The following is a 20,096-nucleotide window of genomic DNA, read 5'->3' as shown; positions in this document are numbered from 1 at the left end:
CATGCCCATACCGAATTGCTAAAAATAAAAATTTGGATGCTGTATTGGAGTCACGAACGGTTAATATTAACTAATAACGATTAATTTTTAATTAATATGGACTGTCCTTAATTAAAATAGGTTGCCAATAAAATTGACAACCTATCTCTCTACTCGAATTAAATTAAACTAACTCAGATTCTACTTTTCATTATTGCCATAGTGGACTCTGCTGCAACACATTTCCACTTTGGTCAATGGCGTTAATAGGAATAGGGAACAAATCATGCTTAGGTTGATATTCATTGAATTTTGAATCGTAACCAGCTTGATCTAAATCCTCTGCTTCGTTTTCTATATAGGTATTGATGGTCTCCATAGCATTGCCCCATCTTCTTAGGTCGAACAACCTATGTCCCTCCATACCAAATTCCAAGCGACGCTCAAAACGAATTGCTTTTCTAGCAAACGCTTGGTCTGGAAAGGATGCATAAAGCTCAATTTGATAATTGGCCGCATCTGTATCTGGAATAGGATCATCGTTTTCATCCAAGGCCTGTACATATGTCATGTTCTTTGCCCTATCACGTACCCTATTTACATACTCCAGTGCCAAAGGTAAGTTTGGACTGGTTTGCTCTACAGCAGCTTCAGCCGCCATCAACAATACATCGGCAAAACGCATAATGTTATAGTTGATACCGGACCAATCGGATCCCCAACCACCCGTTCCGCGGTTGGCGCCTACTTCATCTGCTTGGTACACGTTCTTCTTGGGCAAATAAGGTCCTGAAATATCACTAAAAGTTGCTCTGATCCATGCCTTTCCAGGATTACGTCCAAAACCGTTATAATCGATTCCTCTACGGGAAACTGTGTAATCCAACCTTGGATCTAATGGTCCTGTATGAGGTGTGAAATCTGTTGGGATTTCAGGAGTCTCTTCATTATCATCATGATCAAAAGTGGAGTTAATTCCATAATCACTGACTACATCGGTAGCAGCATAAGAATCCAATAGTGGCAATCCTGAACCATCGGTCTGATAAGCATTTACCAAGTCCTGTGTAGGTTGATAAAATCCACAACAAGTACCCAAAGGCCCACCACCTGGGAAGTTTAATGTACCGGCACCGTTACCATTAAAGGAACGACCATCATCCGATGCAAACTGAATGGCAAACATCGATTCGAGTCCATTCTCTCCAGCAGCATTAAAATTGTCAACAAACTCAGTATTTAATGCGTATGGTCCATTATTGATGACATCATTGAACAGAGGTAAGGCCTCATCATACTTTCCTTGGTACAAGTATGCCTTTCCTAAAAAGGCCTTGGCCACCCAAGCATTTGCTCTACCTACAATTATTTCATCATCCAACCTTTCTATGGCAGCTTGAAAATCAGCTTCTATTTCGGCCCAGATAGGTCCAGGATTGGGTTGATTGAATTCTTCATTCACCAAATTCTCTACAGAAATAAAGGATGGATATCCATAGAACTTTTGAAGTTCAAAATTAAAATATCCTCTTAAAAAATAAGCTTCACCTGCTTGTCTTGTAAAGTCTTGGTCCGTAATTTGATCAATCAACGCCAAAACCGCATTACTCCGATTGACACCGCCATAAAGCGCACTCCATCTTCCTAAAAACCAGCTATTACCGGTTTGCCAGTCCAAGGTTTCTACTTGGAACAAGGCCGTGTTGTCACCATCGGTACTTCCACGGTGCGCATCATCGGAAACCACATCGGACCACCAGTTGTCACCACCAGCGGCAACTCCCTCTCCTTGTCTGTTTACACGCTCACCATCCATAGCTGAGTATGCTGCGGTCAACTTTAACTCTACACCAGTTGCTGTTTGTAAATCCTGATCGGGTATGTTCCCGGTAGCCGATTTCTCTGTAAAATCATCTGCACAGGCCCATAGCAATAGACCTACCAGCATTGTTGAAAATATTATCTTCTTTTTCATTTTTTAAAATTTTAGATTAACTCCAAAGGAATAAATTGCAGCCAAAGGGTAGTTGTTGTCCGAAACCCCTATAGTAAGGTTGTCTATAGCTCCACCATCAAGTCTTGGTTGTAGTTCTGGGTCTACCCCATCGTAACCTGTAATGGTAAACAGATTGGTTCCTTGAAGATACAAACGGACGCTGTCCATTCCCAAATAACCGGACACTTCTTCGTCAAAAGTATAACCAATTTGTAGGTTCTTCAATCGCATATAGGAGCCATCCTCTACAAAAAATGAGTTCGCCGTACCTTCGTTGTTTGTGATACTCTGACTCAATGCGGGTAATTCGGCATCCAAATTGTCCGGAGTCCAGGAATCCAATACCCTCACACTTCTGTTAGCGTTAAAGAAGGTAGGAAAGTCGGTATATACTTTATCATTATTGAATATATCGTTTCCTTGGGAACCTTGGAAGAATGCAGACATATCGAATCCTTTGTATGCCATTCTAAAGTTAACACCATAAGTGAAATCTGGGTGAGGAGAACCGATAAAAGTTCTGTCATCGTCATTTATAGTCCCATCACCATTAATATCTCGGTATCTAAATCTACCAACACCATCAGCATTTGTTGCAAACCCTTGGCTTGGTGCATTGGCCACTTCAGCTTCAGAAGCAAAGATGCCATCCACAATTCTACCATAGAAAGAGGAAATGGGTTGACCCTCTTGTGTTCTGGTTACAGTTCCTGTAGTCCTAAAACCACCAAAACCTGTTTGGAATGCGCTGATCAAATCAAGTACTTCGTTCTTGTAATGTGAAAAATTAACGTCGATACCATAATTAAAGCCGGAATCGGTTTGATCTGAAAAGCTTAAAGTGGCATCCACACCTTTATTTCTAAATGAACCCAAGTTTACATAAGGAGGGGCTGCGTCCAAAGCTGTAGAACTGTATAAGCTACCATCTTGATTGATCAAATCTTTGGTAGTAATGGTAAAATATTCTGCAGAAAAGTTCAGTTTATTGTCAAAGAAGCCCATTTCAATACCAAAGTTGGTGGTCTCTGAAGTTTCCCATTTTAAATTTGGATTCCCAGCTGCTGACAATATTGCCCCTTGGGTTATACCTGCAGCACTTCCATTATAGGCATAATTTGCATACTGCTCACTTAATATAGAGAAGTTTACTGTTGGGTTGTCCACTGGTAAGCTTTGGTTACCTAACTGTCCCCAAGAACCTTTCAACTTCAATCTACTCATAAAGGAATCAGTCGGCCAGAAGTTTTCGTTGCTCACCACCCAACCTGCACTAAACGAAGGAAATATATCGCTCTTATTGTCTCCAATAAATCTTGAAGATTCATCACGACGAACCGTAGCGGTCAAAAGATACTTTCCATCGTAGTCATAGTTTACCGTACCAAACACAGAGAACAAAGATGATGCATTATCATAGGCATAGGCCACGTTAGGTGCACCTCCACCATTGCTCAACAAATAATAGTCAGGTCTTTCATAAAAATAGTCGGTCCTGGAAATCTCTTTCCCTTTACCGTGATTATCCAATGCTTCAATACCAACAAGTGCATTAACACTATGATCTCCAAAAGATTTATTGTAATTCAAAGTGTTTGTCCAAACCCACTCATAAGTATCCTGGTCTGCTTCGGTCAATGTATTCGTGGCAATAGGCTCGGAGGATTCCGGAATCAACGCTCTGAAACGTCTATCGTTATACGCCCTGATAGATCCACCAAAAGAGGTTTTGAACTGTAATCCGTCCAAAATATCAACGGTTGCATAGATGTCACCGAATACTCTAAATGTTTTGGCAAAGTCATCTTTTTGGCGAGTTGCCTCTGCAACAGGGTTGTTGGGATTGGAAAGACCGGTATCATTACTATAGTTACCACCAAAATTACCATCGGTATCATATACCGGTACCAATGGAGACATTCTTTGGGCAAAGTTGAACCAAGATTGTCCACCGCTTCTTCTATCAAACGAAATATTTGCGTGTTGTCCAATCCTGATTCTATCTCCAACTTTAAACTCGGAGTTCAATCGTACGTTACCTCTTTTAAATCCAGTATGGATTTGGATACCTTGACGGTTCAAATAACCGGCAGAAAAAAGGAACTTGGATTTTTCGTTACCATTCTCCAATGTAATAGAAGCATTTTGGGTAATGGCACTTCTGTAAATTTCATCTACCCAATTTGTCCCATTTGGAGCGACATTCATTGTTACCGGAACACCTTGGATAGTTTCCGGCACAACAGGGGTTGGTCCTTCTCCATACTGTGGATGGGAAGGTGTGCCTCCATCATTCAGTATACTCTGCCATAGCATTTGTCCATGCTGGGCAGGTGTCAACATTTCAGGTAAGTTGGTAGCGACGGAAAATCCAGTGTACATATCCAAAGACACTCTTGCTCTATCCAAATTATATCCACCACTCTTGGTAGTTACGATAATAACACCATTTGATGCCCTAGCACCATAAATAGCCGCGGCACCATCCTTAAGTACGTTCATCTGTTGGATGTCAGCTGGGTTTATTGAGTTCAATATACCAGGGTCATCTGTTTGGACACCATCAATAATGTAAAGTGGATCGTTACTGTTTCCAGAACCGAAACCCCTTACACGAACAACAGGAGCGGATCCTGGCTGTCCATTATTGGTTATGGTAACACCCGCAACCCTACCTTGCAAGGCTTCTGCTGCGTTAACCACTGGTGTTTTAGTGGCCTCGGCCACATCAACCGTTCCAACGGAACCGGTCAGTTCACCCCTTGTTTGGCTTCCATAACCAGTAACCACAACTTCATCCAAAGCTGCTGCATCTTCCTGCATGGTCGCATCCACAGTAGCATTACCGTTTACCGGGATTTCTATGGTTTTAAACCCTACATAAGAAAAAATCAAGGTAGCGTCGGAAGGCGCTGTAATGGAATAATTACCGTCAAAGTCTGTCTGAGTTCCGTTAGTGGTACCTTTTACAATAACATTGGTACCTGGCAAAGGTGTTCCGAAATTGTCCACAACCGTACCCGTTATGGTTAATTGGTAAGGGGGCGAAGGAGCATCACCCGAGTCCGGGGCTGCTGCAATTGCAGATCCACCCACCAACATCATTGTCATTGACAAGAAAAAAGTCTGAAAAGCCTTTAGGGCACCAAACAACCTTGTCAAAACTTGAAATCTGTTTTGATTCATAGATAGTCTATTTAGTTTAGTTATTTTATCCGATCTCGACCGTGCATATTGTCTCAATCAGGAACAATAATAGTTAAATTTTTATAATTGGCAATATTTTAACACCAAATAATAAATATGAAAAAATAAATACTCTAACATTATAAATTTGATATTTCCAAAAAAAACCTCCGAACAACAAGGCCTGTTGGGTGAAAACGACACTTATAAAAATTGCTCAAATGTCAACCCCAGTTTAAAAAACAACAAAAAACCATCATTTAGTTAAAAGTTAAAATGCAATAGCGTATTACACCCAAAAAAAGAATTTTAAAGCTAACTGAATGAAACCGGTTAGGGACTTTACCACTATATAAGCATAGCATATAATCTTAGGAAATAAGATTTACCACCTTAATCTTCATTGATTTCCTCCAAACCTCTTTATTGTATCAAATTGACACAATAGTTTTTGATTTTTTTCATATTTATATTTTTTTAATGTAAATTTTGCGATGTTTATAATATGTTGCCTTCAGAAACTAAATACCTAACCAACGTTTCCTTTGATACCGTAATCTTTGGTTTTACGGGCGAAGAGCTGAAAATTTTGGTCCTTGAATATCAAAATACCGGCTTGTTCGCACTGCCCGGCGGTTACATTAGGCGCGATGAAAACCTGCTGGATGCCGCTAAAAAAGGGGTCATGAAACGTACCGGTCTAAAAACCATACACTTGGAGCAATTCCATACTTTTGGAAAGTTGAACCGATCTGACCCCGAACCTTCAAAACAAATAGCTAAGGGCCTAGGTTATGAAATGCCAGAGGATCATTGGGTTTTAGATCGATTCATTACCGTAGGCTATTATTCCTTGATCAACTATAACCTGGTAAAACCAACACCTAACAAATTTTCCGATTCCATCAATTGGTATAGTATAAACAATCTGCCCCCATTAATGATGGACCACGAAGAAATCGTACAAAAAGCTTTGGAAGCCATCAGGAACGATCTTGGAAAAAGACCCATCGGGACCAACCTACTACCCGAAAAGTTCACCATGAAAGAATTACGGAAGGTCTATGAGGCCATATTGGACAAAAAATTACGGCGGACCACTTTTCAACGAAAAATATTGAGCATGGATATTTTGATAAGACACGAAAAATTATTCACAGGGGCAGCTAACAAAGCTCCTTATCTATATAGTTTCGATAAAAAGAAAATTGAAAAACTATAAATTATTGAACAACAGTCCTGAGAATTCGCCAAATAATTGCAACCTTTAAAATCTAAACTAAATACCTAAAATGCCAAACTTTAATATTGATGCCGACCCCAAGCATACTTACGATGCCATTGTAATCGGCTCAGGAATAAGTGGTGGGTGGGCCGCCAAGGAACTTTGCGAAAAGGGTTTGAAGACCCTGGTTCTGGAACGTGGCCCTGTAGTGGAACATCCCCAAGATTATACAACTGCCAACCTTGATCCATGGGATTTGGAACTAAGGGGCGGACTGACACCCGAACAAAAGAAAAAACATTATAAAGGAATCCGTTCCGGTTTTATAGGACAGGATACCGAACATTTTTATGCCAACGATGAGGAAAACCCATATACCGAAGTAAAGCCATTCCTTTGGATACGTGGACACCAAATGGGCGGTCGTTCTTTATTATGGGGAAAACAGACCTACCGCTGGAGCGAAATGGATTTTGAGGCCAATGCGAAAGACGGCCACGGAGTGGATTGGCCCATCAGATACAAGGATCTGGAACCTTGGTACACCTATGTGGAAAAATATGCGGGCATTAGTGGCGAAGCACTCGGGTTGCCGCAACTTCCCGATAGCCACTTCCTCCCTCCTATGGAACTGAACTGTGTAGAAAAAGACATCAAAAAACGCATAGAACGGGACTTTCCAGGAAGGCACATGATCATTGGCCGTGTGGCCCATTTGACCGAACCTTTGAACGGCAGGGGACAATGCCAATACCGAAACCGATGCAGCCGGGGCTGCCCTTACGGCGCATATTTTAGCAGTAATGCCGTAACACTTCCCGCGGCCAATGCCACTGGAAATCTAACTTTTAGACCCTACTCGATCGTACAATCCATTATGTATGATGAAGGTTCCGGTAAAGCCTCAGGTGTTCGAATTATCGATGCCGAGACCAATGAAGATATCGAATTCAAGGCCAAGATTATTTTCTGTAATGCCTCTACCTTGAGCACCACGCAAATTTTGCTGAATTCCACTTCAAACCGTTTCCCCAACGGAATGGGGAACGATAGTGGTGAACTGGGCCACAACCTTATGGACCACACCTATCGTGTTGGAGCCTTGGGGAAAGTCGATGGTTATGAAGACAAGTACTACAGTGGACGTAGGCCCAACGGAATCTACATTCCACGCTACTGGAACATTGACGAAGAATCCAAAACCGATAAATTCCTAAGAGGTTTTGGTTTTCAAGGCGGAGGATACCGAATGGGCAACAGTGAAGCTGCCAATCGCAAGGAATTTGGTGGTGATTACAAGGACAGCATCATGAAACCGGGACCATGGGAATTCTTCATTACAGGATTTGCCGAATGTTTGCCCTATCATGATAACAAAGTCTTCCTGAACAAAGAAGTTACGGACAAATGGGGACAACCCACCCTATCCATTGATTGTGAATACAAGGAAAACGAACTGGCCCAAAACAAACAAATTCAGGAAGATGCCGTGGAAATGTTGGAAAAAGCAGGCGTTAAAGATGTCATAGGTTTTGATAACGAACACGAACCCGGGTACGGCGTCCACGAAATGGGGACCGCACGTATGGGTCGCGATCCAAAAACTTCCGTTTTGAACGGTACCAACCAGATTCATTCGGTAAAAAATGTTTTCGTTACCGATGGCGCCTGTATGACCTCCAATTCATGCGTAAACCCATCATTAACTTACATGGCACTCACGGCACGAGCTGCCAATCACGCAGTGGAAGAACTTAAAAAACTCAACATTTGACCTCATGGACCGTAGAAAAGCTTTAAAATTTACAGGAAGTATGGCCGCAATAGCGGTTGCAGGGCCGTCTTTGCTCTCTTTATTGCAATCGTGCAAAAATGAGGCTCGGGTAGATTGGCAACCGATGTTTTTAACCAGCGAAGAGGCTGCATTTGTATCCAAAATAGTGGACATGATATTGCCTCGGACCGAAACACCCGGCGCATTGGATGTAAAGGTGGATATATTTATAGATAAGGTCTATGCCAAATTGTACGATGCCGAAGCGCAGGAAAATGTCAGAAAAGAAATAGAAAGATTCAACGCTGATTGCATTTCGGATTTTGGTGACAGCTTTGTAAACCTATCCGAATCGGAACAAATCAAAGTTTTGCAAAAAGCGGAAGATAATTCAGGACAATTTGGTAGCGGCGTATGGGGAACCACAGTTGGCAAACCAGAACCCGTAGGTTTTTATCGTTCCTTAAAATCAACAGCGCTCTGGGGCTATTTCACTTCACAGGAAATTGGCGAAAATGTATTGAGCTACGACCCCATTCCAGGTGCATACCACGGTTGCATATCCTTGAGCGAAGTAGGCAACAAATGGAGCCTCTGATATGGACTCCAAACCCTTTTATATCAACCGAAGAAAGTTTTTGGCAAGCTCCACGGCAGCTCTGGCACTTTCAACATTTGGCGCCTATGGACTGGATTTGATCTATTCCCAAAAAAAATGGAGGGTCGGGCTTATCGGATGTGGCTGGTATGGTAAAAGTGATCTGTTCAAGCTCATTCAAGTGGCCAATGTAGAAGTGGTATCGCTTTGCGATGTGGATAAAAAACACTTGGAAGAGGCTGCTCAATTGGTCGCCCAACGTCAAGCATCCAAGAAAAGACCACGTTTGTACCACGACTATCGTAAAATGCTAGCGGAAAAGGATCTGGACATAGTTCTTATTGGCTCCCCAGACCATTGGCATGCGTTACAAGCCATTGAAGCCATGGAATCCGGGGCACATCTCTATCTGCAAAAGCCCATAAGTTTAGATGTTCTGGAAGGAGAGGCTATTTTAGCAACTGCCAAAAAACTGGGTAAAAAAGTACAGGTCGGCACACAACGAAGAAGCACTCCCCATTTAGTGGAAGGCAAAAAAAATATTATCGATGCAGGACTGTTGGGCAAAATCTCCCATGTAGAAATGTGCTGCTATTACCATATGCGGTGGAACGCCAACCCACCCGTACAGCAGGTTCCCGATTATTTTGACTATGATTTTTGGTCAGGTCCCGCCCCGATACGCCCCTACACCGGGTTGCCCCACCGAAGCTGGCGCGCCTTTATGGAGTACGGTAATGGCATCGTGGGCGATATGTGTGTCCATATGTTGGACGCCGTCCGCTGGATGCTTGATCTTGGCTGGCCCAAAAAAGTAAGCTCCACAGGAGGGATTTATGTACAAAAAGACTCCATTGCCAATACCTCGGACACCCAAATGGCCATTTTTGAATTTGATGAACTGAACTGTGTATGGCAGCATCGTAGTTGGGGCACTCCGACCGACCCAGATTACCCGTGGGCCTTCTTCATTTATGGTGAAAAAGGCACCTTCAAAGGAAGTGTCTTCCAATATGAATTTATTCCCAATGGCGATGGTGAGCGCATAAAAAAAGAAGTGGTCTATGAAAGGGAAAAATATCCCGAGGATTTAAAAGAAAAGGATATCGAACTGCATACGGCACCAGCAACAAGAGCCCATATGTTGGATTTAATACACTCCATTGAAAACGATAGCCTACCAGTAGCCGATGTAGAACAAGGACATATTTCCACTGCAAGTTGTATTTTGGCCAACCTATCCATGAAACTGGAACGGCCCCTGGCCTACAATCCACAGGAAAAAATTATCCTAAATGATTCCGAAGCATCTGCGTTGTTAAAGAATGCGTACCGTGGGCCATGGAAACATCCTTACAAATCCATCTAATCACCAATAAAATTGGTGAAGCAAATGCGAAAATATATTATGAAAAACCTCTACCCCCTTCTCTTTTGTATTTGTTTGAGCACCATATGCCCGGCCCAACAAAACACTAAAAGAACCATAGTCACCACTGATGGTGAAATAGATGATGTGGACACCTTTATCCGTTTTTTGATGTACACCAACGAATTCGAAACCGAAGGACTTGTGTATTCCAGTTCCATGTGGCATTGGAAAGGCGACGGTAAGGGCACCACCATGGTTTCGGAAATGGAAATGACCCGTAATCTATACGGAGAACGGAGTGAATTAAGATGGCCCGGTACCACTTGGATGCAAGAACTATTGAAGGAATATGCCAAGGTTCACCCAAATCTACTTTTGCACGACAAGAATTATCCTTCAGCTGAAGAACTTTTAGGATTAGTGAAGGTGGGCAACATCGATTTTGAAGGTGAAATGGATAAACGGACCGAAGGCTCCAAATGGATCGCACAAAAATTGCTGGACGATGACCCCCGCGAAATATTCCTTCAGGCTTGGGGCGGCACCAACACCATTGCCCGTGCCTTAAAATCTATTGAGGAAGATTACTCAAACCATAAGAATTGGGGGGAAATCAAAGAAAAAGTATCCCAAAAGGCAATCATTTACACGATAATGGACCAAGATGCCACTTATAAAAACTATATAGGGCCCAATTGGCCGAAAATCCGTGTATTTTACAATGCCAATCAGTTTTGGTGCTTTGCCTACCCTTGGAAAAGAGTGGTGCCCAAAGGCCAGCAGCCTTATCTGGAAGGGAGTTTTATGGGCCCAAATATCATCAATGACCATGGCCCGCTTTTCAAAAAATACTATTCCTATGGAGATGGGCAAAAACAACAGGGCGATCCCAACCATTTTGAAGGGGATATCTCCAAAATTGTACATACAGAGAGAGGAAGTTTTTCAAAATATGATTTTATATCCGAAGGGGACTCCCCTGCATTTTTGCATTTGGTAGATGTGGGGCTGGACAATTACGAGGACCCATCACGAGGGGGCTGGAGCGGTCGTTTTGTACAATCAACAGAAAATCCGTACCGATATGAAGACGGGGAAGCCGCTTCCGATCTAAATCCAGAAACCGGAGAAATGGATAAAAGCTATCCACAGACCCGGTGGATCAAACCCATGCAACTCGATTTCGCCGCACGCGCCGATTGGTGCGTAAAATCATTTGACGGGGCCAATCATCCCCCAAAAATTACGGTCGCAGAGGGAAATACCATAAACGCCGTTTCAGGGGAATCCATTTCCCTCAATTTATCCTACGAAGATGTGGACGGACATCCTGTATATTTTAAAGCATGGCCTTATGCTGAAGCAGGAGATGGAGCCGCGGAAACGACCCTTAAATTAGATCATGCCACCGTGCAGATACCAAAAACTGCAAAAAAAGGGGAGAAATACCACATCATTATTGAAGGTACGGATACCGGTTTTCCGGCTTTGACAAGGTATCAAAGGGTAATCATAACTGTGGATTGAACCGGAAAACATCGGTTGATAGTTAATCCAAGAAAAAGGTATATGTGCCGCAACGCTACGTTGCCCCTACCGTAAACTGGTTTGGTGTGGCAACAAAAGAGCGAACCGAACATCCATTTAACATGGAAGTGGTCGCAAAATATTTTGAGGTTGTGGACGACCCTAGCGAGGCAGATTTTGCCATGGTAGGAATCGAAAACCCGAATGGCGGTGTGGGCTACAATATTGCAGATAAAGAAAGTGGAGGAAACGGATATGTTCCCATAAGCTTACAGTTCGGAACATATACGGCAACACATGCCCGAGAGGAAAGTTTAGCGGCCGGCAGCCCTTTGGAAGAAGGAATTACCAATCGTTCTTATAAAGGCAAGACCACTACGGCCATCAATATTTCCGACATGGCACTGGTAACGGATACCAAAAGAAAAATGGGCGACAAACCCGTTGTTGTACTTGTAAAAGTGGCCAAACCAATGGTTTTTGCCGAGATCGAACCAGCAGCAGATGCCATTTTGGTACACATGGGAGTTCAAGATCAAGCATTAATGGACATAGTTTCAGGAAAAGTGGAACCTTCTGCCCTATTGCCGTTTCAAATGCCAAAAGGCATGAAGACGGTTGAAGAACAGTTTGAAGATGTTCCAAGGGATATGGAACCCTATACCGATTCGAATGGAAACACCTACGATTTTGCTTTTGGCCTTAATTGGAGCGGCACCATTGAAGATGAACGGACCCAAACATATAAATAAGCAAAGAATCGTGACTTATACAAAAGGTCCTCAACTCGTTGAGGACCTTTTTCTTTATAATTTTGAACCAAAAAGAACATTTTATCGTGTATCCCGTGGCTTTGACCCAATCAAAATTTCAATTGTGGGTCAATGTATTAGTTTTGCATCGCCAAACTTTTTTTGAAAACCTAAACCAGTTTTTTGAATGCTCCCAAAAGAAAATATCGAGAAGAACCTCTACATCATTCATTTTCTCAATTCCATTTACCCTTTGGGCACAGAGTTAAAAGAATATCTTGCCCAGAAAATCAAGAGCTGTTCCTTCGAAAAAAATGAGCTTATCAGCAAGGCCGGTGATATCTGCGATTGTCTTTATTTTATCAAAAAGGGAATGGTCCGCGGATATTTTATAAGCGACGGCTCGGAAATCACAACTTGGATAGATTCTGAGCATGAGGTTTTTACATCAATAACAGGCTTTTTTAGAAATCAAAAAAGTGAGGAGTATATTCAAAGTTTGGAAATCACACATTGTGATTATTTGGAATATGAAGATTATAAGTATTGCTTGGACAACTTTCCCGAGATGCGTCATATCAATCGTATTTTATTGGAAGAGTATTATGTGCTGGCAGAACACAGGGTTTACTTGGCCAGAATTCCGAATGCCAAAAAAAGATTGACCTTTTTTATAGAAAAAATGAAGCCTCAAATCGTCGACCGAATTCCTAGAAAGCACTTGGCGTCGTATTTAGCGATACGACCAGAGACTTTGTCCCGATTAATGAAGGAAAAAAAGTAACCCAGCCACTGCAAGGGTTTATAAATAAGGATAGGATGGTTGCAACAAACAGGACAAGACCGTAACCTTACCTGAAAAAGGCCATCAAAGCAGAGTCTTACTTTTGCAGATACTCTTTTTATTGAGTGTGATAGGCTTATTTAACACGATTGGCAATATTCTTGGAGCTAAGATTTACAGTAGCCTTTTCAGTAAAATGTTTAAGCAGATAGTGTAAATAGACCACCAAAATGGACATGAAGAGATATTCGTTGAAATAGTTATCCGATGAAGGTGGAGTCGGCACATATACTTTGAACGAAATCAGGTAGTTCAGCAATGTTAAAACACCTAAAAAAGCCAAGAATTTAATTTTTGAAAAACAGATTTGGTAAGCCCTGTATGAAAATAACAAGGAAATTTCCCTGTAACAATATTGACCAACGATGGGCCATATAAAAACAAGCGGAAGGGAAAATAACCTCGCCTCTCTGGAAAAGGCGGCCACGAGCACAATAATTATGTTCGCCGAACAGCTCAGATAAAATGCCTGTACAAACCTTTTGTGATTCACTCTAGTGTTACGTAAATGAGAGCGATAAATAAAATATGTGAACACCCCCAATGAAAGAAAAATGGAGACCAGTGTCTCTATGGAACGCTGAGTATCCCGAAAATTTTCCTTGAGACAATGGAACCTATCCTGTAATTCGACATAGGTATTTGCCCAAAGTCCGTTTATCTCCATGTAAAATAACAGGTACACTCCATATAAAAGTACGGGCATCCCTATACATAGAAAATTATAGAGTCTCCCCAAATAAGAAGTGTTTTTGTGGTAAAACGGGGAACCTCTCATAAAAACCAAAAGGCCCAAGATCAAAACCACCGTATTTTCCCGAGCTATCATCGCAGCGGTAAACCACAACACGTAGCCCAACCATTGCCGTTTCAAAAAGCTGGTCAAGCCGGCAAATACCAAACAATATTGAAGTGGTTCATCATAGCTGAAAACGGGAGGAAAAAATGCAAATATCACAGAAAAAGAAAGGAAAAAGAGTATGATATTGATCAGTCCCTTGAAATATCCAGAGTTCAATTCCCTGGAAAGTCGAAACAACAAGGTTCCTGCTAGGAAGAATAAAGAAAAATTCACCCAAATAAAGGCTCTCCCCAAAGTAATTCCGGATAGGTTTGCTGTAGTCTCTATCAAAAAGGTTGTCAACGGTCTCCTTGCAAAGGGACCAAATTCCTTATGATAATTGATCTGTGAAGCAAGAAAAACATTGGAGATGACATCGTTTTTTTCGTTGAGCATACTGTCAACGTCGCTTAACATGTGTATTTCGAAAATCAAAAGGGAAAATGCAGCACTGATCAAATAAGGAACAAGAAAGCTATACTTTTGGAAAAAACGTTTTCCAAGACTTTTGTAGCCATCATATATCTTGGAAGTATAGTTCTTTATTTGGCTCATACACCGTAATCCAAGTGTTTTGAAATTGGGGCGCACCAAGTACAGGTTTCGAATAGCACATACATTTGATGAATGTAGGGAATCTTGGATTGATTTTCAAAAGAGATACGAAATATATTATACTATCTTAATGAAAACAGGTTCTTGACTTTTCGCAAAGCCGACCTGTATTAAATCATCTCATAAAAATCCATCACATTGATTTTTAAATGGTCAAAATTCCATCATCTGACCACAATTTTATCGTTATACATAGCATCCAATCCCATTTGCACACAAGTTGCGGCCATGGCGCCCGTTTTGGCATTGGAAACCGGTAAGGTATTGTTCACGATGTTGTCCCTGAAGTCAATCAAGGCCTGTTTGCTTGGATCTTCATGATCAAACTTTAAGGGTATGCCCTTGCCCTGGTCCCAGTTTAAGGTGGCCCCCGAAACACCATCGACCTCACCGATCTCTTTCTGGTAACTACCCTCTGGATAGTACCAAGCCTTGACGTAATCCAAAATATAGGTCCCCTTGTCCCCCATTACCTTGACCTTGTAGTCGCCCATGGCATTACTGGTAAGGCAGGTAAACGATGCCCGTACCCCTTCTGGATAGCTGTAGATAAGATGGATATTGTCATAGGTTTCCCTACCATCTTTCCAGTAATCGATACCACCAACGCCCATCACCTTTTCGGGCATGGCACCCATTACCCAGTTGGCAAAATCCAATTGATGCGAACAAAGTTCGGCCAAAAGACCCCCTGAAAATTCCTTGTACATGCGCCAATTGATCATACGCTCCCATTTTGGGTCAGGAACAGGGCGTCGCCAATTGCCGTTTCGGTTCCATTGGCACTCAAAAGCCGTTATCTTGCCTATCTTACCATTTTTGATCTCATCAACGACATGCGAATACAAACGGGAACTATGGTATTGGTGTCCTGCTTGAAATATACCGTTTGATGCTTCGGCCGCCGCCACCAATTCTTCTATCCCCTCGTATCCCTTTGCCATGGTCTTTTCCCCATACACGTGTTTTCCCGCTTTTAGGGCATCAACAACGATTTTGGAGTGTGTACTGAACGGGGTCGCCACCAAAACAGCATCCACATCCTTGTCTTCCAACATTTTTTTATAATCGGAATAGCCCTTGGCCTTTCCTTCTACTTTTGAAAGTCCCGAACTAAGTCTAAAGGGGATGATATCGCAACAGGCAACGACCCGCATATTGGGAATCTGGTTGATAAATGGAATGAGTCCGCCGCCCCGGTCTCCTGTTCCAATGACCCCCACATTGATAGTTTCGTTCGCACTGGGGGTTCCGTAGGCAAGTACCGTTGGGGCATACAAGGCGGCAGAACCGGCCAAACTACTTTTTACTACAAAATCTCTTCGCTTCATATCCATTTAAAGTTTTGGTTCCCACCCAGGTTCATATGTTCGTTTCCAAAGCTCCATGCCTTCCCGATCAAATATCCTGCCCGTGTTTCCATCCACATTAAAGCCTTTATCGATGCGATAGGCTATATTGGCATAGTGTGTCAACATTTGCGAAATGGCCCCCACTTCGATATGTGATGTCAACGCTTCTTTTCCTCTAATGGCATTAAAGAAATTCACTGCATGCCTAGTTGACAGGTCTCCTCCACCCCCAAGAGCGGTTCCTCCTTCATTGCCGTCGGATTTATTTTCCTTGATCAATTGCCCCTTGAGGTCGTACAGTTCATATCCGTCACGGTCCACCATTACCGAACCCTCGGAACCATAAATAAGGGTGCCTCGACCACGACCGTATTTGGAATAGCCGTTCCTACTGCTCCCATCCCATTGAATTATCTTATCATCGGCAAACGCATAGGTCGCCTCCATGGTGTCGTACATTTCCCATCCGTCATCCATAAATTGCTCTTTTCCAGCGATCACATCCACATATTCCGGATATTTTACATCCAACGCCCATCGGGCTATATCCAGTTCGTGGGTTGCATTGTTGCCCATTTCGGCGGTGCCATAATCCCAACCGTACCAATGCCAGTTATAGTCCCAGGTATCGTGCTCATACGCTTTTCTTGGAGCGGGCCCTTGGAACAGTTCCCAATCCAAGTCCTCTGGCGGTGCGGTCTTTACAGGTACTGGAACTTCTCCCCTGCCATTGGTATAGAAAGCTATTGCTTTGTAGGCCTTGCCAATAATTCCTTTATGGATATCGTTGATGATTTCGATACTCTGTGGTGACGATCGTTGCTGATTGCCCATTTGGACCACCTTATCGTACTTTTTTTGAAACGCGACCACTATTTCATTCTCATGGGGATTATGGCTGCAGGGCTTTTCCAAATAAACGTGTTTCCCGGCTTCCATGGCCATACAGGCTCCCGGTGTGTGCCAATGATCGGGCGTTGCCATAAAAATCGCATCCACATCCTTGTCCTCAAGAATTTTTTTGATATCCTTTTCCTGCTTGGGATTATATGATATTTGTTCGGATACATATTTTGCCGCTTTTTCCAATTGGCTGCCCCGAACATCGCATAGATAGTCCAGGCGCACATTGTTTTGCTTAGCCGCTATGGAAGGAATATAGGCTCCATATCGCCTGCCCAAACCTTGAAGAGCAACATGGATTCTATCATTTGCCCCTAAAATATTGTTATAACTCTTGGCCGTCATGGCATTGATGCTACCCGGTAGTCCCATGCCAATGGCAGCGACCGTTGTTTTCTTGATAAAGTCTCTTCGCGCTCCCATACATTTATATTTAGTCAATTGGTTTTATTTTGATGTTCTTAAAACTTACGTGGTCCCCATGGTCCTGTAACAATATATGACCTTTATCGGCCTCACCAAAGTTGGGCCATTTCTCGTACTTGCTTTCGGATACCAGTTTGCGATATGCATCGCTTTTTCGTTCGTACTCCAAAACCTTTGTGCCATTGAGCCAATGTTCCACATGGTTGTCCTTAGAGATAATATGGGCGGTGTTCCATTCTCCGATCGGATTGATGGGCTTATTGATATCAGCTTGAATAAGATCGTACAAAGATGCTACGGTGCGACTACCTTCATGATTCCCCAATTTTGCATCGGGATGCCTTTCATCGTCCAAAATTTGATATTCCAAACCAATTGAGGAGCCGGGTCCCTTGTTCAAATCCGTGTCCACATAATATTTTATACCACTATTGGCACCTTCCGTTAATTTGAAATCCACTTTCAATTCAAAGTCCCCGTACAGCTCCGTGGTCACAATATCCCCACCGGCGGCGGATTCTTCCCCCCCAGAGGACAGCACGGTCAATATACCGTCCTTGATTTCCCAACCTTTATCTGGAAAATCATCCAATCGGGCACCGCGCCAACCTACGGTGGTCTCGCCGTCCCATAACATTTGCCATCCATTTTTTTGCTCATCAATGGTCAGTTGATTTTTGGTCACAACCGGGGCCAAGGGCATTTCTTTACTGTATTTTGAAAGACTGTCCGTCAAGATTTTGACATTTTTCCAGGCTATCTCCGTTCCCGCCTTCTGATCTTTGCCAATACTGTGCACCTGAAGCGCAATAAAGCCGCTTGCTGTTTTGTCATCGATCAAATGTGCCGCTGGAACCCCGTTGATCCAGGTTTGGATCGTATCTCCGATGGCCTCGATGCGATAGTGGTTCCAATCGTTTTGCTTGAAGGCCTTTTGTGCCTCAGGATTATCTTCCAAGGTTACGAGCCAACCTCTTCGCCCTTCATCGTAGATTCCGGCACTCCATGCCCGGTCCGATGGGTCTATCTCAATCTGATAGCCATGCACCCTCCCATTTTGATAATGGGGAAAGCTATTGCTCCGTATTTGGATTCCCGAATTCATGGTGGAATCCACTTTGTAATCCAGCTCCAAGATAAAATCGTCGTACATCTTATCCGTGGTCAAAAAGGAATTGGGCGTATCATGGACAGTGGACCCCACAATGGCATCCTCTTTTACCTCATAATTGGCTTTTCCGCCCTTTTGGTTCCATCCGTTAAGCGTTCCATCGGACAATTCAATCCACGGAGTATCATCTTTGGGTGCGTCGGCACATGCCCAACACAGTAGCAATGCCAAGACGCCTAGTTTTAGTTTGTTCATTTTATGTGTCATTAGTTAAAAATTATATTCTACAATTCGATTTATAGACCAAAAAGACCGGGCAACCACAAGGCCAACTCTGGAATATAGGTAATCAGAAAAAGTGCCAGTATCATGGCCGCAAACAAGGGCAACAGGGGCCTAATCACTTTTTCGATGGATGTTTTTGCCACACCCACGCCTACAAAGAGTACCGAGCCCACCGGAGGTGTACAGAGTCCTATGCAAAGGTTCAAGATCATAATGATGCCAAAATGCACCGGGTCTATCCCCAATTTGGTGACAATGGGCAAAAATATCGGGGTAAATATGAGCACGGCCGGGGTAATGTCCATAAATATACCCACTATCAGCAAGATTATATTTATGATGAGCAACAGGGCAATCTTGTTATCGGTAACAGACAATAGTCCTGAACTGATTTCCTGCGGTATATGCTCAAAGGAAAGTGCCCACGACATGCTCATGGAGGCCGCTATCAAAAGCATAACAACAGCGGTGGTGGCCGAAGCATTCAAAAAGATATGGGGCAGTTTTTTGAACGTTATCTCTTTATAGACAAAGCCCAGTATCATACTGTATAGCACGGCAATGGCGGAAGCTTCGGTGGCGGTAAACACACCGGCCACGATGCCCCCAATGACCAAAACCAATAGGAACAGGCTTGGTACGGCATCAACAAACGTTTTAAAAACCTGTTTTAATGAGCTTCGTTGTCCCTTTCCGTAGCCTTTCTTCTTGGCCCAGAACATGGCGACCACCATCAACAATAAGCCGGTGATCAAACCTGGGATGTAACCGGCCAAGAAAAGAGCGGCAATGGATGCACCTCCACTTGCCAAGGAATACACGATCAATACATTGCTTGGAGGAATTACCAAACCTGTTGTGGCCGAGGTAATGTTGACGGATACCGAAAAACCCTTATCATAGCCTTCTTTTTCCATTTCCGGTCCTAGAATGCTTCCCATGGCAGAGGCAGAGGCCATGGCCGAACCTGCAATGGCGCCCATGAACATCGCCGATATAATATTGATCAGGGCAAGCCCTCCGGGCAATGCACCCACCAAGCTTTTGGCAAAAGCTATCAAACGGTGGGCAATTCCACCGTGGTTCATCAGTTCGCCTGACAATATAAAAAATGGAATCGCCAACAGGGCGAAACTATCCAAGCCCGTGGCCATTCGTTGGGATATGGTGGCGAATGCGGGCAGCATGGGTAAACTGACCAGTAGGGTCAACATAGATGAAATGGCTATGCTCCAGGCCACAGGAGTGCCAATGGCCAAAAGCCCCACAAAACTGATGATCAAAACTAGCAAGGGTATATATTCCATAAG

General features: G+C 43.1%; 14 protein-coding genes. 7 read left to right on the top strand and 7 right to left on the bottom strand.

What is annotated here, in order from left to right; translation table 11 throughout:
- Positions 1-190 precede the first annotated feature (190 nt).
- Entirely contained in the window at positions 191-1,954 is a 1,764-nt protein-coding gene (locus tag GVT53_RS05525; protein ID WP_166247814.1) for a RagB/SusD family nutrient uptake outer membrane protein, read from the bottom strand.
- Positions 1,955-1,957: 3 nt separating this feature from the next.
- Positions 1,958-5,161 carry a SusC/RagA family TonB-linked outer membrane protein gene (locus GVT53_RS05520; protein WP_166247813.1) on the bottom strand — a complete coding sequence of 1,068 codons (3,204 nt, stop codon included), beginning with the start codon at positions 5,159-5,161 and terminating at the stop codon, positions 1,958-1,960.
- A 505-nt stretch (positions 5,162-5,666) separates the two neighbouring features.
- On the opposite strand from GVT53_RS05520, the gene GVT53_RS05515 reads away from it, so the two are divergent.
- The 7 genes from GVT53_RS05515 (at position 5,667) to GVT53_RS05485 (ending at position 13,193) form a co-directional block, all read left to right on the top strand.
- Complete coding sequence (locus tag GVT53_RS05515; RefSeq protein WP_166247812.1) at positions 5,667-6,383, top strand: NUDIX hydrolase; 717 nt, start codon at positions 5,667-5,669, stop codon at positions 6,381-6,383.
- A gap of 70 nt (positions 6,384-6,453) precedes the next feature.
- Positions 6,454-8,160 carry a GMC oxidoreductase gene (locus tag GVT53_RS05510; RefSeq protein WP_166247811.1) on the top strand — a complete coding sequence of 569 codons (1,707 nt, stop codon included), beginning with the start codon at positions 6,454-6,456 and terminating at the stop codon, positions 8,158-8,160.
- Between the two features lie 4 nt (positions 8,161-8,164).
- Positions 8,165-8,758 carry a gluconate 2-dehydrogenase subunit 3 family protein gene (locus tag GVT53_RS05505; protein ID WP_166247810.1) on the top strand — a complete coding sequence of 198 codons (594 nt, stop codon included), beginning with the start codon at positions 8,165-8,167 and terminating at the stop codon, positions 8,756-8,758.
- A gap of 1 nt (position 8,759) precedes the next feature.
- On the top strand, positions 8,760-10,127 hold the full coding sequence (locus GVT53_RS05500) for a Gfo/Idh/MocA family protein (RefSeq protein WP_166247809.1): 1,368 nt from the start codon (positions 8,760-8,762) through the stop codon (positions 10,125-10,127).
- A 24-nt stretch (positions 10,128-10,151) separates the two neighbouring features.
- The gene (locus GVT53_RS05495; RefSeq protein ID WP_166247808.1) at positions 10,152-11,657 is read left to right on the top strand and encodes a DUF1593 domain-containing protein; all 1,506 of its coding nucleotides are present in this window, start codon (positions 10,152-10,154) and stop codon (positions 11,655-11,657) included.
- Between the two features lie 44 nt (positions 11,658-11,701).
- Positions 11,702-12,409 (top strand): glycoside hydrolase family 3 C-terminal domain-containing protein, encoded by a 708-nt coding sequence (locus GVT53_RS05490; protein WP_240905153.1) that lies wholly within the window; start codon positions 11,702-11,704, stop codon positions 12,407-12,409.
- A 187-nt stretch (positions 12,410-12,596) separates the two neighbouring features.
- Positions 12,597-13,193, top strand: a complete 597-nt coding sequence (locus GVT53_RS05485) for a Crp/Fnr family transcriptional regulator (protein ID WP_166247807.1) — start codon at positions 12,597-12,599, stop codon at positions 13,191-13,193.
- 136 nt (positions 13,194-13,329) lie between these two features.
- Here GVT53_RS05485 and GVT53_RS05480 read toward each other — a convergent pair whose 3' ends face one another.
- The 5 genes from GVT53_RS05480 to GVT53_RS05460 all read right to left on the bottom strand — a co-directional run bounded on the left by GVT53_RS05480 (position 13,330) and on the right by GVT53_RS05460 (position 20,093).
- Complete coding sequence (locus tag GVT53_RS05480) at positions 13,330-14,649, bottom strand: hypothetical protein (RefSeq protein ID WP_166247806.1); 1,320 nt, start codon at positions 14,647-14,649, stop codon at positions 13,330-13,332.
- Between the two features lie 224 nt (positions 14,650-14,873).
- A complete protein-coding gene (locus tag GVT53_RS05475; protein WP_166247805.1) occupies positions 14,874-16,040 on the bottom strand; it encodes a Gfo/Idh/MocA family protein in 1,167 nt (388 codons plus the stop codon).
- A gap of 6 nt (positions 16,041-16,046) precedes the next feature.
- Positions 16,047-17,387, bottom strand: a complete 1,341-nt coding sequence (locus tag GVT53_RS05470) for a Gfo/Idh/MocA family protein (RefSeq protein WP_166247804.1) — start codon at positions 17,385-17,387, stop codon at positions 16,047-16,049.
- A 10-nt stretch (positions 17,388-17,397) separates the two neighbouring features.
- Positions 17,398-18,756 carry a 3-keto-disaccharide hydrolase gene (locus GVT53_RS05465; RefSeq protein ID WP_166247803.1) on the bottom strand — a complete coding sequence of 453 codons (1,359 nt, stop codon included), beginning with the start codon at positions 18,754-18,756 and terminating at the stop codon, positions 17,398-17,400.
- Between the two features lie 41 nt (positions 18,757-18,797).
- A complete protein-coding gene (locus GVT53_RS05460; protein ID WP_166247802.1) occupies positions 18,798-20,093 on the bottom strand; it encodes a TRAP transporter large permease in 1,296 nt (431 codons plus the stop codon).
- Positions 20,094-20,096: the final 3 nt, after the last annotated feature.

Source organism: Flagellimonas oceani (assembly GCF_011068285.1).
Lineage (GTDB): Bacteria > Bacteroidota > Bacteroidia > Flavobacteriales > Flavobacteriaceae > Flagellimonas > Flagellimonas oceani.
The sequence above is the reverse complement of the archived record's forward strand: the minus strand, read 5'-3'. Positions and strand labels throughout refer to the sequence as shown.